Origin of the sequence: Streptomyces sp. NPDC087422 (genome assembly GCF_044744145.1) — a bacterium.
Classification (GTDB): Bacteria; Actinomycetota; Actinomycetes; order Streptomycetales; family Streptomycetaceae; genus Actinacidiphila.
This window is the reverse complement of the sequence record NZ_JBIUXT010000012.1, coordinates 94,218-109,024: the sequence shown is the minus strand read 5'-3', so window position 1 is coordinate 109,024 and position 14,807 is coordinate 94,218. Positions and strand designations below refer to the sequence as shown.

At 72.0% G+C, this 14,807-nt stretch carries 10 protein-coding genes; 3 read left to right on the top strand and 7 right to left on the bottom strand.

The genetic code is table 11. The features are described 5' to 3' along the window. Positions 1–106: 106 nt before the first annotated feature. From ACIO6U_RS30150 to ACIO6U_RS30135, 4 genes are all read right to left on the bottom strand, one after another. The gene (locus ACIO6U_RS30150) at positions 107–868 is read right to left on the bottom strand and encodes a DUF3159 domain-containing protein (protein ID WP_401724040.1); all 762 of its coding nucleotides are present in this window, start codon (positions 866–868) and stop codon (positions 107–109) included. Between the two features lie 114 nt (positions 869–982). Next, entirely contained in the window at positions 983–1,381 is a 399-nt protein-coding gene (locus ACIO6U_RS30145) for an OB-fold nucleic acid binding domain-containing protein (RefSeq protein WP_188282613.1), read from the bottom strand. A 118-nt stretch (positions 1,382–1,499) separates the two neighbouring features. After that, positions 1,500–2,183 (bottom strand): response regulator, encoded by a 684-nt coding sequence (locus ACIO6U_RS30140; protein ID WP_188282663.1) that lies wholly within the window; start codon positions 2,181–2,183, stop codon positions 1,500–1,502. Positions 2,184–2,239: 56 nt separating this feature from the next. Beyond that, entirely contained in the window at positions 2,240–4,786 is a 2,547-nt protein-coding gene (locus ACIO6U_RS30135) for a sensor histidine kinase KdpD (protein ID WP_355338503.1), read from the bottom strand. A gap of 380 nt (positions 4,787–5,166) precedes the next feature. Between ACIO6U_RS30135 and ACIO6U_RS30130 the strand changes: the two genes are divergently transcribed. Continuing rightward, positions 5,167–6,315 (top strand): hypothetical protein, encoded by a 1,149-nt coding sequence (locus ACIO6U_RS30130; protein WP_401723897.1) that lies wholly within the window; start codon positions 5,167–5,169, stop codon positions 6,313–6,315. A gap of 442 nt (positions 6,316–6,757) precedes the next feature. Here ACIO6U_RS30130 and ACIO6U_RS30125 read toward each other — a convergent pair whose 3' ends face one another. Continuing rightward, a complete protein-coding gene (locus tag ACIO6U_RS30125) occupies positions 6,758–9,190 on the bottom strand; it encodes a tetratricopeptide repeat protein (RefSeq protein ID WP_401723894.1) in 2,433 nt (810 codons plus the stop codon). Between the two features lie 166 nt (positions 9,191–9,356). Here ACIO6U_RS30125 and ACIO6U_RS30120 point away from each other — a divergent pair, with 166 nt between their 5' ends. Continuing rightward, positions 9,357–12,590, top strand: coding sequence for an AfsR/SARP family transcriptional regulator (locus ACIO6U_RS30120; protein ID WP_401723891.1), 3,234 nt, complete (start codon positions 9,357–9,359; stop codon positions 12,588–12,590). A 110-nt stretch (positions 12,591–12,700) separates the two neighbouring features. Here ACIO6U_RS30120 and ACIO6U_RS30115 read toward each other — a convergent pair whose 3' ends face one another. Together ACIO6U_RS30115 and ACIO6U_RS30110 are read right to left on the bottom strand one after the other, a co-directional pair. After that, on the bottom strand, positions 12,701–12,907 hold the full coding sequence (locus ACIO6U_RS30115; protein WP_391163849.1) for a hypothetical protein: 207 nt from the start codon (positions 12,905–12,907) through the stop codon (positions 12,701–12,703). 33 nt (positions 12,908–12,940) lie between these two features. Then, the gene (locus tag ACIO6U_RS30110) at positions 12,941–13,708 is read right to left on the bottom strand and encodes a VOC family protein (RefSeq protein WP_391163847.1); all 768 of its coding nucleotides are present in this window, start codon (positions 13,706–13,708) and stop codon (positions 12,941–12,943) included. Between the two features lie 227 nt (positions 13,709–13,935). Between ACIO6U_RS30110 and ACIO6U_RS30105 the strand changes: the two genes are divergently transcribed. Continuing rightward, complete coding sequence (locus ACIO6U_RS30105) at positions 13,936–14,769, top strand: sulfurtransferase (RefSeq protein WP_401723887.1); 834 nt, start codon at positions 13,936–13,938, stop codon at positions 14,767–14,769. Positions 14,770–14,807 lie beyond the last annotated feature (38 nt).

Sequence of the window (14,807 nt, the reverse complement as noted above, 5' to 3'; positions counted from 1 at the left end):
CCCCGCTTGTGGGCGGCACCCCCCCCCCCCCCCCGGGGGGGGGGGCCCCCCCCCCCCCCCCGGCCGCGCCCCCCGCCCCCTTTCGCATGCCGTACGGACGCGCGGTTCAGGGCCTGGCGTGCTTGGCGGACTTCCCCGTCGTGCCCGTCTGCCCGGCCTTTTCCGTGCTTTCCGCCGTTCCGCCCTTTTCGGCTTTTTCGGCTTTTTCGGCCTTCTCCGCGGCCTCGGCCGCCTCCATCTCCGCGATCACGTCGATCGGCGGCGGCGCCTTCACCAGGAAGATCCAGGTCAGGTACACCGACAGCAGGAACGGCGGGATGCCGAGCGCGACCTTGACCCAGCCGAGCTGCGTCGCGTTGCCCCACCAGTACAGCGGGAAGAGGATCGCCGACTTGGCCAGCAGGATCAGGCCCCAGGCCCAGCTCGCCTTGGTGTACGCGCGCAGCCGTCCGGGATTCCGCTTCCGCCAGGACAGGTTCTCCTTGAAGATCGGCCCGAGGATCAGGCCGAGCAGCGGGAAGCCTGCGGCGGCGGAGACCAGATACGCGACGGCCAGGCCGAGCGTGTAGAGCATGCCGGGCAGATAGAAGTTCTTCGCGTTGCCCGACATCATGGCGAAGACCGCGCCGAAGGCGACGCCGAAGACCCCGCTGAAGGCGTGCTTGAGGGTGTCCTTGCGGGCCAGCCGCGCCACGCCCATCAGCACCGACAGCGCGAGGGCGGCGATGGCCGAGCTCTTGAGGTCCTTGTTGACCGTGTAGATCGCGACGAAGACCAGGCCGGGCACGGTGGTCTCCACCATGCCGCGCAGCCCGCCGAAGGCGTCGAAGAGCGCGGCCTCGGTGACCGCCCGCGACTCGTCGGTGATCCCGCCCGCGGCCTCGCCGGTGACCTCGTCGGTCCCTGTACCGTCCGTGCTCCCGCCGGGCGGCCGGGAATCCGCGCGGACCGTCTGATCCGTGTTGTCGATCGACGCCACCTGTTACTCCTGTCCGACCGGACGCAGTTCGTACTTGGGGTTGAACAGCACCGGACGACCCCGGTTCATGGAGATCCGGCCGGAGGCGATGATCCGACGGCCGGGTTCGATACCGCTGATACTGCGGCGGCCGAGCCAGACCACGTCCAGCGCGGCGGACCCGTCGAAGAGTTCCGCCTCCAGCGCGGGCACACCGGCCCGGGGACGGAGGGTGACCGTACGCAGCGTACCGGTGACGGACACTATCTGGCGGTCGGAGCAGTCGCAGATCCTCGTGCAGCCGACGGCCAGGGCGTCCTTCTGCAGCTCCTCGGAGTGCAGCTCCTCCTGCGAGGAGGACAGGCGGTCGAGCATGCGGCGGAAACGTCCCGCGGGTCGGTCCGAACGGATGGCACCACTCATATTCCCCAGGGTACCGGCCAGTCAGAGCCCGGTCATTGCCCCGAAGGGGCGGCTCCGGGAGAGCCGGGTCACTGCCGGACCGGGTCGCCACCGGACCGGGTCGCCACCGGAAGCCCGGTCACTGCTCGAAGCGGTACCCCATGCCCGGTTCGGTGATGAAGTGCCGGGGGCGGGCCGGGTCGGCCTCCAGCTTGCGGCGCAGCTGCGCCATGTAGACCCGCAGGTAGTTGCTCTCGGTGCCGTAGGCGGGCCCCCAGACCTCCTGGAGGAGCTGCTTCTGGCTGACCAGCCGGCCGGGGCTGCGTACCAGCACCTCCAGCAGGTGCCACTCGGTCGGGGTGAGGCGTACGTCCGCGCCGTCCCTGTTGACCTTCTTCGCCGCCAGGTCGACGGTGAAGGACTCGGTCTCGATGACGGCGGCGTCGTCGTCGGGTCCGGTGGGCGTGGCGCGGCGGACCGCGGCGCGCAGCCGGGCCAGCAGCTCGTCCATGCCGAACGGCTTGGTGACGTAGTCGTCGGCGCCCGCGTCCAGCGCCTCCACCTTCTCGTCGGACGCCTGCCGGGCGGAGAGCACGATGATCGGCACGCGGGTCCAGCCGCGCAGGCCGCGGATCACCTCGACGCCGTCCATGTCGGGCAGCCCGAGGTCGAGGACGACCACGTCGGGGTGGCGGGCGGCGGCGACCCGCAGCGCGGTGGCGCCGTCGTGCGCGGCGTCGACCTCGTAGGCGCGGGCCCGCAGATTGATGACGAGGGCGCGGACGATCTGCGGCTCGTCGTCCACCACGAGCACCCGGTACATGTGCGTCCTCTTCTGTTCGCTCTTCTGTTCGATCTTCTGTGCACTCTTCTGTTCGGTCATGAGACGGCCGTGGCGGGCCGGTCGGGAACGCCGGGCGCTGCGGGGGCCCCGTGCGCGGCGGGCAGCGTCAGCACCATCGTGAGGCCGCCGCCGGGTGTGTCCTCGGCGACCAGTGTCCCGCCCATCGCCTCGACGAAGCCGCGCGCCACCGCGAGGCCGAGGCCGACGCCGTTGCCGCGCGGCGCGTCCCCGTACCGCTGGAACGGCTCGAAGATGTGGTCCCTGGCGCTCTCGGGGACGCCGGGGCCGCGGTCGACCACGCGCAGTTCGACGCGGTGGCCGAGCGCGCTGGCGGCGACCAGCACCTTCTCGTTCTCCGGGCTGTACTTGACGGCGTTCTCGACGACGTTGGCGACGCTGCGCTCCAGCAGGCCGGGGTCGACGGCGACCATCGGGAGCGTTTCGGGGATGTCGAGGGCGACGCTCTGCTCGGGGACGCCGCCGAGCGCCATCGGCACCACCTCGTCCAGGTCGAGCTCGCGGATCAGCGGGGAGACGGTGCCGGTCTGGAGCCGTGACATGTCCAGGAGGTTGCCCACCAGGTGGTCCAGGCGGTCGGCGCCGTCCTCGATCCCGGCCAGCAGTTCCGCCTCGTCCTCCGGCGACCAGGCGACGTCCGCGGAGCGCAGCGAGGACACCGACGCTTTGATCCCGGCGAGCGGGGTGCGCAGGTCGTGCGAGACGGCGGCCAGCAGGGCCGTACGTATTCGGTTGCCCTCGGCAAGCTCCCTGGCTTTGGCCGCCTCGTCGGTCAGCCGCTTGCGGTCCAGCACCACGGCGGCCTGCGCGGCGAACGCCGACAGCACGCGGCGGTCGGAGGCGGGCAGGACGCGGCCGGTGAGCGCGAGGGTGAGCCGGTCGTTGACGGGCACCTCCACGTCGGCGTCCTCGGGCCGTACGCAGGGGGTGCTGCCGACGCTCGCGGCGCAGTGCCAGGCCGCGTGCTCGTCGTCCCGTTCCAGCAGCACCACGGCGTCCATGCCGAAGGTCTCCCTGACCCGTTCCAGCAGCGCTTCGAGCGAGCTCTCGCCGCGCAGGACGCTGCCCGCCAGGTACGACAGGATCTCGGCCTCCGCGCGCAGCCGCGCGGCCTGCTGGGTGCGGCGGGCGGCCAGGTCCACCACGGAGGCGACGGCGGCGCCGACGACGATGAAGATCGCGATGGCGATGATGTTCTCTGGCTGGGCGATGGTGAAGGAGTGCGTCGGCGGCGTGAAGTAGTAGTTGAGCAGCAGCGAGCCGACCAGGGCCGCGGCCAGCGCGGGCAGCAGTCCGCCGATCAGGGCCGCGGCGACCGTCATGGTCAGGAAGACCAGCATCTCGGTGGCCTGGCTCATGCCGGGGTGCCAGCGGGTGAGCAGCACCGCCAGCAGTACGGGGCCCGCGACGCCGGTCAGCCAGCCCGCCACGACCCTGGAGCGGCCGAGTTTCGCGCCCCGCGCGGAGGGCAGCCCGCGGCCCTTGGCAGCGTGCTCGTGGGTGACGATGTGGACGTCGATGTCGCCGGAGTCGCGGGCCACGGTGCTGCCGACGCCCGGCCCGAACACGTACTGCCACGCCTTGCGGCGGCTCGTGCCGAGCACGATCTGGGTGGCGTCGACGCCGCGCGCGAAGTCCAGCAGCGCGTCCGGCACGTCGTCGCCGATGACGTGGTGGAAGGATCCGCCCAGGTCCTCGACCAGGGCCCGCTGGACGGCCAGTTCCTTGGCCGAGCCGGACACCAGGCCGTCGCTGCGCACGATGTGCACGGCCAGGATCTCGCTGCCCGAGCCCTTGGCGGCCATCCTGGCCGCCCGGCGCAGCAGCGTGCGGCCCTCGGGGCCGCCGGTCAGGCCGACCACGATCCGCTCCCTGGCCTGCCACGCGGCCGATATCCGGTGGTCGGCCCGGTACTGCTGGAGGTATTCGTCGACCCGGTCCGCGGTCCACAGCAGCGCCAGCTCGCGCAGCGCGGTCAGATTGCCGGGGCGGAAGTAGTTGGACAGCGCCGCGTCGACCCGGTCGGGGGCGTAGATGTTGCCGTGCGCCATCCGGCGGCGCAGCGCCTGGGGCGACATGTCGACCAGCTCTATCTGGTCGGCCCTGCGCACCACCTCGTCCGGCACCGTCTCGCGCTGCTTCACCCCGGTGATGGACTCCACCACGTCACCGAGTGACTCCAGGTGCTGGATGTTGACGTTCGAGACGACGTGGATCCCGGCCTTCAGCAGCTCCTCGACGTCCTGCCACCGCTTCGCGTTCCGCGACCCCGGCACATTGGTGTGCGCCAGCTCGTCGACCAGCACCACCTCGGGCGCCCGCTCCAGCACCGCGTCCACGTCCATCTCCGTGAACACGGTCCCCCGGTAGTCGATCTCCTTGCGCCGGATCTCCTCCAGGCCCGCCAGCATCACCTCGGTCCGCGGCCTCCTGTGGTGCTCCACGTACCCGACCACCACGTCCGTACCGCGCTCCGCACGCCGATGCGCCTCCGACAACATGGCGTAGGTCTTCCCCACACCAGGTGCCGCCCCCAGATAAATGCGCAGCTTCCCGCGTGCCATGTCTCCATCGTCCCGCTCCGCCGCCCCCTTCGCCCGGACGGCCCGGCAGGCGCACCCTCCGACTCTAGAACCGCGCAACGGGATATTCCGGGCGCGCGGCCACCGCCGGGGCGACCTTGACGGCGTCTTGACGCCCCGAGCGGGACCGGGCGTCCACCGGATGAGGGCCCCGCCGCCTGTGCCGCAAGGTTTCCGCAAGGGTTTGGCATGCCTTCCGCCAGACGGTCGGGGAAAGCCGTCGACAGCGGCCGGGCACCGGTCGTTGAACGTCGTTCCGACGGGGGGTTTCACCCATGTCAACGGTGAGCGGGCCGAGCGGCCCGGTCATACGCGATCCCGGACAGTGGGCCACACTGTCCGGCTGCAAAAAGGTCCTGGTCGTGGTCCACACCCTGGTCTACGGGCAACGGCTCCAGGACGTGTTCGAGCTGCTCCGCTCCGATCTGCGGATCCACGTGATGTTCACGATCGCACCGCACGCCTTCAATCCGGGAGTTCGCCGCTTCCTCGAGGCCCTGGACGCCCAGGTGCTGCCCTGGGCCAAGGCGGTCGCCACCGAATTCGACCTCGTCCTCGCCGCGGGTTCCCAGGGGATGGAGCGACTGCGCGGTCCCCTGGTCCGCGTCCCGCACGGGGCGGGCCACATGAAGCTGTCCCGTCCGGGCGACGGGCCGCAACGCGCTGTCGGCGGGCTCGGCAGGAACTACCTGATGTGGGGCGACCGCGTCGTGCCCTGCGCGTACGCCCTCGCCCACCGCGACGACCTGGCGCTGCTGTCGCGGTCCTGCCCCGAGGCGCTGCCCATCGCCGAGGTGGTCGGGGACGCCTCGTACGACCGGATCGCGCGCAGCCTGGGGCGCCGGGACGAGTACCGCAGGGCGCTGGGCCTGCGGGACGGGGAGAAGCTGGTGCTGGTCTGTTCCACCTGGGGCCTCGGGTCGAGCTTCAACCGGCTGGAGGCACTGCTGCCGCGCCTGCTGACCGAACTGGCCCCTGAGGACGGCTATCGCAAGGCCCTGCTGCTGCATCCCAATGTGTGGGCCGGGCACGGCGGCTGGCAGGTGCGGGCCTGGCTCACGGAGAACGGTCTGGGCGCCGTCCCGCTCATCGGCCCGGAAACCGACTGGCGCCCGCTGCTGATCGCCTCGGACTTCGTCATCGGCGACCACGGATCCGTGACGCTCTACGCGACGATGTGCGACGTACCGATCGTGATGGCCAGATTCGTCGAGCAGGACGTCAATCCCCATTCGCCCGCCGCGGTGCTGGCGACCGTGGCGCCCGCCCTGTCGCCGACCCACCCGCTGTCCCGTCAACTCGCCTACGCCGAGGGCCGGTACGAGCCGCAGGCGTACCGCGACATCTCCACCAGGATCTCCTCGGAGCCCGGCCGCTTCAACCAGAACATGAGAGGTCTGCTGTACCGGTTCCTGGGACTGGGCGAACCCGCGCACGAGCCGTCCACCAGACGGCTGCCGCTTCCGGAGCCGCTGCCGACCGCGGCGGTACGGGGAGGTGACACGTGGTGACGCCGTCCGGCCACCGTCAGGTACGGGTGATGCTGCGGATTCCCCGGCCCGACGACGCCGGTTCCCCGCCGTTCGCCGCCTTCACCGACGAGCATGTGAGCGCCCGGCTGGACAGCGGGCACGATGCCCGCTGGCGGCACTGCGCCGACGTCCTGTGGGACGCCGAGGAAGCCGCCACCATGGCCGCCGCGGCCGATCGGGCCGGGGCGGTGCTCCGCGGGAGTCCCGGAGCGCGGGTGGTCTGCGTGGGGTACGGGCAGGGTCGCTGCGTGGCGGTCTGTGCCACCGCTCCCCCGCTGGCGCTGACGGCGCGGGCGGGCCTGCGAACCGCGGGCACGTGGCCCGCGGTCGCGGCGGTCGGCTCACTCCTGCACGCCTGGCTGGTGGCCCGCCTTCCGGTGGACCTGCCGGTGGGGCTGCTCGTGCACGGCCTCGGCTCGGTTCAGTTCGCGCCGGGGCCGGGGGGCCCGTCGGACGACAGGGCTGGGGACTCGGGTGGCGAGGTGCCGGTAGCGCCGCCGGGGCGGGCGACGCGCTCGGTCAGACGGTCCGCGTCCGGGGCGCCGACGCTCTCGTAGATCCCCAGCGACCGCTCGAACGCCCGCCGGGCGTCGTCCGGGCGGTCCGACCGCCGGTACAGGAGGCCGAGCAGTTCCCACGACCGTGCTTCCCAGTGCGCGGAGCCGCGGTCGCGGAACTCCTCCGCCGCCTTGCGCAGATGGCGTTCGGCGAGGTCGGTCTCACCGACCTCGCCGAGCGCACGGCCGAGCAGCGCCAGCGCCCTGGCGGCGTCGTACGGGTCCGACGCCGTGAGCAGGTCGGCCCGTGCCCGGCGCAGCGGCTCGACCGCGTCGCCCGGCCGCCCTCCGGAGAGCGCGACATCGCCGAGGCACAGCCGGGACAGCGCCGCCCCTCTGCGGTAGCCGATCGCTTCCCTGATCCCCAGCGCCTCGGCGAACGGTCCCACGGCCTCGTCCAGCCGTCCCGCCAGGTGGTACGACTGCCCGATGCCGTGCAGCGCCTGGGCCTCCATGTACCGGTCGCCGTGCAGCCGCGCCAGGTCCAGCGCCTGGCCGAACCAGACCACGGCCTCCTCCGGGTGACCCGAGTTGCGCAGCCCCGCCCCGCCGGACGTCAACATCCGCAACTCCCCCTGCGCGTGCCGGTCCCGGCGCGCCGCGTCGAGCCCCAGCCGGTGCGCCTCCACCCACAGGTCGTACGGACGCAGCCGCAGGAAGAGCGGCCACATCGCGTCGGCGAGCTGCCAGGCCAGACCGTTCCACCGCGCGTCCACGGCCGTGCGCAGAGCGGTCATGAGGTGGCGCTGCTCCCGCCCCAGCCACCCGAGCGCCGCCTTCTCGGTGGCGAAACGGGGTCCCGGCTCCGCGTCCGGCGGAAATTCGTAGTCGCGGTCCAAGGTGCGGTGGGACGGGCTGATCAGCTCCTCCGCGGCCGTCGCCGTCGCCAGGTACCACTCCAGCGCCCGGCGTACGGCGGCCGTACGGACCGGCTCCGGGTCGCGCGCCTCCGCGAGGCCGCGGGCGTGCAGGCGGACCAGGTCGTGGAAGCGGTGCCGTTCGTCGCCGAGTTCCTCCAGCAGGCTCACCTCCGCCAGCGCGTCGGTCCGCCGTTCGGCGTCGGTACGGCCGAGGCCCGCCGCCGCCGCGGCGAGTTCCGGGGTGAACTCGGCGAAGGGCAGCACCCCGAGCAGCCGGTACAGGGCCGCGGAATCCTCCCTGAGAAACCGGTAGGAGGCATCGAGGGCGCTCTGCACGGCGATCCCCTCTCCGACGCGCAGCACGGTCAGCCGTTCCGCCCCGCGGTCCAGCGCTTCAGCGGTCGCGGCCAGGGGCTGTCCCGGGCGGGCGGCCATCCGTGCGGCGGCCACGCAGACCGCGAGTGCCAGGCCGCCGCACCGGTCCACCACGCGGCGGGTGGCGGCGGGTTCGGCGGCGACCCGCCCCGCGCCGAGCCGCTGGCGCAGGATCTCGGCGGACGCGTCGTCGTCGAGGAAGCCGAGGGGCTGGAAAACGGCGCCCTCAAGTCCCAAGCCGGTCAGCCGCCTTCGGCTGGTGACCGCGACGATGCTCTGCTCCGCGCCCGGCAGCAGGGGCCTGACCTGCGCCGCGGAGATGACGTTGTCCAGCATGAGGATCAGGCGTCGGCCCGCGGTGACCGACCTCCACAGCGCGGCGGCCTCCGCGAGACCGGAAGGTATCGAGTTCATCCCGAAGGCCCGCAGGAACATGCCCAGCGCCTCCGACGGATCGGCAGGGCCTTCGGGGGCGTGCCCGCGCAGGTCGGCGTAGAGCTGCCCGTCGGGGAAGTCGTCGGCCTGCCCTCGCAGCCAGTACGACACCAGAGCCGTCTTGCCCACACCGGCGGGCCCGTTGACGACGGCCACCAAGGGGCCGTCCCGCCGCTCCGCGCCGAGGCGCAACGCGTCCAGCGCCTCGAGATCGCGTTCGCGGCCCGCGAGCCGCCGGGGCCCCGCGATCAACTGCCGCGGCACAGGCAGCGCTGCGGGCATGGGAGCGGGCGCGGCGTGCCAGTGGATGTCGCCGACCGTGCCGGCCTGGACGATACCCGCCCGGTGGTCGCCGCCGACGACCGTGTTGCGGTGGTCGACGCGGACGGTCGAGACCTCGCGCGGCGCCTCGGCCTCCACCACCGCCATCCAGTGGGTCAGGTCGCGAAGGAGCGCCGGATTCCTTGAGACCGCGTCCAGCAGTGCCCGCGCCAACCCGCCCTCGCCGGTCGCCTGATCCGGTAAGTCGGCGGGCGGGTCCGGTAAAAGGGCGGCGGCCGTGGCACGGGCCGTCGTACTCGCGCGGCTCAATGCCCCTTCGATGGCGTCGAGAGTGATCGCGTCCACGGTTCGTTCCCCCGTCGCTCCAACTGGCCGCATATAGCAGATGAAGTTGTCACCCGCGCACAGTATGAGCTATTTCCGCCCTGCGGCGGGCCTGGGTGGTATGGCACAGTGACGCACCGTCGTGTCATGCTCACATTTCGAGACGGTGTGACGGGTGGGGGCGACGATGGAGATTCATCTCCTGGGGGCGGTCGAGTTATCGGCGAACGGGACGGTCCCGCGACTCGGATCCGACCGCGAGCGCTGTCTCCTCGCGTCACTCGCCCTGGACGTCGGTCGGCCGGTCGCCCGCGATGTCCTGGCGGCCCGATTATGGGACGAGGAACCCCCGGAGCACGCGCGCGCGAATCTCCACACCTACATCTCCCGGCTGCGTCGCGTCATACGGGACGCGGCCGAAGCGACCGGCCGGCGCCCTGACGCCGTCATCACGCTGCGCGCGCATTCGTACACCTTGGAAGCCGATCCGGAGATCATCGACTGGCACCGGTACCTGCGACTGTCCGGCGACGCCAGGGCCGTCCACGACCCGGAGACCGGTGCGGCGGCGGGCACCGGTTCAGGCCCCGGCCAGGATGCGGAGAAGGACGCCCGTGCCTTGGCCCTGTTCGAGGACGCGGAGAGCCTGTGGGTCGGCGAGGCCCTGGCGGGGCTGCCCGGGGTCTGGGCGCACGCGGCGCGTACCGCGATGACGGAACGCCGGCTCACGGCGACCCACGCGAAGCTCGAACTGCGCATGAGGCTACGGCAGTTCGCCGACGTGGTATCCGAGCTGACGGAGCTGACCGAGGCCCATCCCATGGACGAGACGCTGGCCCGGCACCTGATGGTGGCGCTGTACGGAAGCGGTCGGCACGCCGACTCGCTCGCGGCGTTCCAACGCACCAGGCGGCTGCTCCAGGACCGGCTCGGTACCGATCCCGGCGAACGCCTCACCCACACCCACCGCCTGATTCTCCGCCAGGCTCCGCTGCGCGAACTCGTCCCCGATCTGCGCCCGGAGGAGTCCACGGGACCACCGGCCGCCCGCGGCCCGCGCAATCTGCCCCGCCGCCAGCAACTCGTCGGCCGGGAAGGCGAACTGAACCGGCTTCTCACCGCGGACGCGGCGCTCGGGACCGCGGGATCGGTCATCACCATCGAGGCGATCTCCGGCATGGCGGGCGTCGGCAAGAGCGCGCTGGCTCTCCACGCCGCCTACCGGCTCGGCGACCGGTACCCGGACGGGCAGATCTTCATCGACCTCCACACCCACTCGGCGTCCCGGCCGCCGATGACGCCCGAGGCGGGACTGACCGCGCTCCTGCGCGCGTTCGGTATCCCGCCGGGTGAGATTCCGCACGATCTTCCGGAACGTACCGCGCTGTGGCGGACCGTTCTCACGGGAAAACGTGCGGTCATCGTCCTCGACGACGCACAGAATTCGGAGCAGGTCGTACCGCTTCTTCCGGACGACAGCGCCTCACTCGTACTGATCACCAGCAGACACCGCCTCACCGAACTCCCGTCCGCGCGGCCGATGTTCGTGGATGTTCTTCCGCTCGACGATGCGATCGGCCTGTTCCGGCGGCTTGTCGGACCCGAACGCGCGAATGACCCGGCCAAGATCGAGGCAGTGGTCAAGCGCTGCGCGCTGCTGCCGCTCGCGGTGGAAATCGTGGCCAGCCGGTTCAAGGCGCGGCCCTCCTGGAATCTCGGCCATCTCATCGAGCGTCTGTCCCGCCGACCCGGTCGTCTGCTCGAAATACGGGACGGCCACCAGGAGATGGCCGCCGCATTCGAACTCTCCTACAACGCGCTGTCCGCACCACAGCGTGCCGCCTTCCGCCGTCTCAGCCTCCATCCCGGCCCCGACTTCGGCGCGTACGCCGCCGCCGCGATCATCGACGAACCGCTGGACCGCACCGAGCGGCTGATCGAGGACCTGCTGGAGTGCCATCTCCTGCAGGAACCGCGGGCGAACCGCTACCGCTTCCACGACCTGCTCGCCGAGTACGCCACGCTGCTGGCCGAGTCGGAGAAGGCGGCCAACGCCGACGCGCTTCTGCGTCTCACCGAGTACGCCCTGCGGACCGCCGACCGCGCCGACCGCCTGCTGCGCCCGCACCGCTTCCGCCTCGACCTGCCCGCACCGGCCCACCAGGCGTTCGTCCCCTCCTTCCCCGACGCCGCCGCGGCCCACGGCTGGCTCGACGAGGAGATGGAGTGCCTGCTCTCCATCGAGCAGCACGCGCGCCGGGTGGGCCACACCGCCGAAGCCGCGTGGCTCGCGCACGCGCTGGCCGACTTCGCCGAGTCCGAGGGCTACTGGCACGAGGCGGTCGCCATGCACCGGGCAGCGGTCGCCCACTGGAACGCCTCCGCCTCCCCCCGCGCCGAGTCCCGCGCCCTTCTCTCCCTCGCGGCGGTCCACGCCCGCGCCAGCCAGTACCCGCGGTCCGCGGAAGCGGCCGAGCGCGCCCTCGCCCTGGCCCGCGACGCCGGTGACGACGCGACCACAGCCGAGTCGCTCAACCAACTCGGCGTTCTGCACTGGCATGTGAGTGAGTGCGAGGCGGCGGTGACCATCCTCAAGGAATCTCTGGAACTGAGGGGCGACGACCGGTGGAACCGGGCCAGGACTTTGAACAACCTGGCGATCGCCTATCTCCACATGGGTGATCACAGGAACGCGTTGGAATCATTCACCCGCTCACTCCAGGACATGCGCCAATTGGGCGACTTGCGTCTGGAATCCAGATTACTGAGCAATATCGGAGACCTTCGGCGCCGGGCGGGTGACATCGAATCCGCGAGAACCGCCTTCCAGGAAGCGCTCGCCTTGAACAACGATTCCGGGAGCGAGGCCGACCGGGCGACCATTCGCATGAATATCGCGACCACCATGAGAATTCCCGAGGAATTCGACGCCGCCGTGGACATGCACACCTCCTCCCTGGCCGCCTTCCGCCGCCTCGGGGACCGCAAGAACGAGGCGAGCGCGCTCAACGGACTGGGGACCGTGTACCGGGAAGCGGGCCGCCACGCGGAGGCCGCCATCCATCACGACGCCGCACTCCGCCTGGCTCGTGAACTGGGCGTCGGCGACGACGAGGCCGCCGCGCTCCGCGGGCTCGGGATCGCCGCGGGCGCGGCCCGCCAACTCGGAAAAGCGAGGGAGTACTTGGAGGCGGCGGCCACAGTGGCCCTCCGCATCCGCGTACCGGACGAAGAAGCGCTCGCCTGCGACGCGCTCGCCGGCCTGCTCCTCGACGACGGGCGTCCGGAGGAGGCACGGGGCCTGTGGCGGCGCGCACTCGCGCTGTTCGAGCCATTCAACGACATGGCGGCAGAGCGAATTCGCGAAACCCTGATCAGAATTGACCGAACTCGGTCAAATCGCTGGCAGAGAGAAGCATGATAGCGCACCGCGACCCCGGCCCTGGCATCTGCTAATTGGCATATGCCAGCACGTTTCGAATGCTTGCGCGCACCCAATGTGATCACGCAGGATCTTGCCCTCCAATAGATTCAACGGAACTTGAGGGCATCACGCATGCGGGTCAACTTTGCCGCCATTGTCGTCGGCTTGGTCATATTCACCTTGCCCGGACAGACCGCGGAAGCGAATTCAGCTCCGCGCGGCGGCCACACCGTCAGCGCCCACGCCTTCGCCGGGCAGACGCCTTCCGCCGGATCAGCCGCGGGCCGGTTCCACGAGGACGTCTGCATGCCCATGTGACCGGCTTCCCTCGGGCCCCTGAGATCGGCTCACGGCGGGCTCTGGAGGGTGAAGGGGGCGCCTTCGGGGTCGGTGAGGGTGGCGGTGCGGCCGTGGGGGGACGGGTGGGCGGGGTGGATGACGTGGCCGCCGAGGGCCGTGACGCGGGCGGCGGCGTCATCGACGTCCGCCACGGCGAAGTGGGTCGTCCAGTGGGCCCCTCGGTCGCGCGGGACGCGGGAGCCGACACCGTGGATCGCGGCGACGGGGTGGCCGCCGACGCGGAGCAGGACGTCGTCGGAGTCGGAAGCGGCGTCTTCGGCCTCGAGACCGAAGACGGCCTCGTAGAACTTGCCGACGAGCGAGGCGTCCCGCGTCACCAACTCGCTCCAGGCGAGGGTGCCGGGCTCGCCGGTGGCCTCGGCGCCGCCGAGGAGTCCGCCCTGCCAGACGCCGAAGACGGCACCCGAGGGGTCGACGGCGAGGGCGAGCCGTCCTTCGTCGTTGACCTGGAGGGGGCCGATGCCGACGGTGCCCCCGCATTCGCGGACCAGTTCCGCGGTCTCGTCGACGTCGTCGGAGGCGAGCATCGTGGTCCAGGCGACCGGCCGGTGCGGCTCCGGCGCCCCCTCGCCGATACCCGCGATGCGGCGGCCGTCCAGCTCGGCGAGGGCGTACGTGCCCAGTTGGGGCGGTCCCGGTACGAACTCCCAGCCGAACAGCGCGCCGTAGAAACTCCGCGCAAGGTCGGCCCGGTGCGCCATGAGGCTGACCCAGCAAGGGGTGCCAGGCGGGCGACGGTTCGGTACCTCGGTCATGGCTACGGTCTCCTGGCGGGCAGCCGGCACGGCGTGCCCCGCCGGTCGGGAATGGTGTGGCACAGCCGATCGTCGCACCACCCGGAGCGGCGCGCGCCGTGACCGCGCCGCATTCATCACCCTGGTGCCGCGCGGCAACCGAAATGTCATGTCGCTTCCGTTTCGCGGCCGTTGCCGTACGGTGTCCCGCCGTACGGCGGCTACGACCGGTCGACCACAATGTGCGTATGGAACCCCTCATCTCCGTGACCGAACTCGCTTCCGCCGCAGAGCGGGACGGCGTCACCGTCCTCGATGTGCGCTGGCAGCTCGGCGGCCCTCCCGGCCACCCCGCCTACCTCGAAGGCCACGTACCCGGCGCAAGGTACGTCGACCTGGACGCCGAACTGGCCGGGCCCGCCGGGGCCCACGGACGGCACCCGCTGCCCGACCCCGAGGAGTTCGGCGCCGCCATGCGCCGGGCCGGGGTGAGCGGCGACCGGGACGTCGTCGTGTACGACAACTGGCAGGGCTGGGGCGCGGCTCGCGCCTGGTGGCTGCTGCGCTGGGCCGGACACACCCGCGTACGCGTCCTCGACGGCGGCCTCGCGGCCTGGACCGCGGCCGGACACCCGCTGAGCCGGGACGAACCCGCGGGGGGCGCGGGGGACTTCGTGCCCGCGACCGGCGCCCTGCCGCTGCTCGACGCGGCCGGGGCGGCCGACCTCGCCCGCCGCGGGGTGCTCCTCGACGCCCGCGCGCCCGAGCGCTACCGCGGCGACTCGGAGCCGATCGACCGCGTCGGCGGGCACATCCCCGGCGCCGTCAACGCACCCACCACGCAGAACACCGGCGCCGACGGCCGGTTCCTGCCCGCCGCCGAACTCACCGACCGCTTCACCGGGTTGGGCGCCGGGCCGGACGCCGAAGTGGGCGTCTACTGCGGCTCGGGGGTCTCCGGCGCCCACGAAGTCCTCGCCCTCGCCGCGGCCGGGATCCCGGCCGCGCTCTACGTCGGCTCCTGGAGCGAATGGTCCGCCGACCCGGCCCACCCGGTCGCCACCGGCCCCCAGCCGGGCTGACCCCAGCGACACCCCCTACCAGGCCCGGGCAGGGCCCG

Coding starts and splice junctions, on each gene's coding strand:
- ACIO6U_RS30140 (WP_188282663.1), bottom strand. CDS start 2,183: ATGTACCGGGTGCTCGTGGTGGACGACGAGCCGCAGATCGTCCGCGCC.
- ACIO6U_RS30145 (WP_188282613.1), bottom strand. CDS start 1,381: ATGAGTGGTGCCATCCGTTCGGACCGACCCGCGGGACGTTTCCGCCGC.
- ACIO6U_RS30135 (WP_355338503.1), bottom strand. CDS start 4,786: ATGGCACGCGGGAAGCTGCGCATTTATCTGGGGGCGGCACCTGGTGTG.
- ACIO6U_RS30105 (WP_401723887.1), top strand. CDS start 13,936: ATGGAACCCCTCATCTCCGTGACCGAACTCGCTTCCGCCGCAGAGCGG.
- ACIO6U_RS30110 (WP_391163847.1), bottom strand. CDS start 13,708: ATGACCGAGGTACCGAACCGTCGCCCGCCTGGCACCCCTTGCTGGGTC.
- ACIO6U_RS30115 (WP_391163849.1), bottom strand. CDS start 12,907: ATGGGCATGCAGACGTCCTCGTGGAACCGGCCCGCGGCTGATCCGGCG.
- ACIO6U_RS30120 (WP_401723891.1), top strand. CDS start 9,357: ATGGAGATTCATCTCCTGGGGGCGGTCGAGTTATCGGCGAACGGGACG.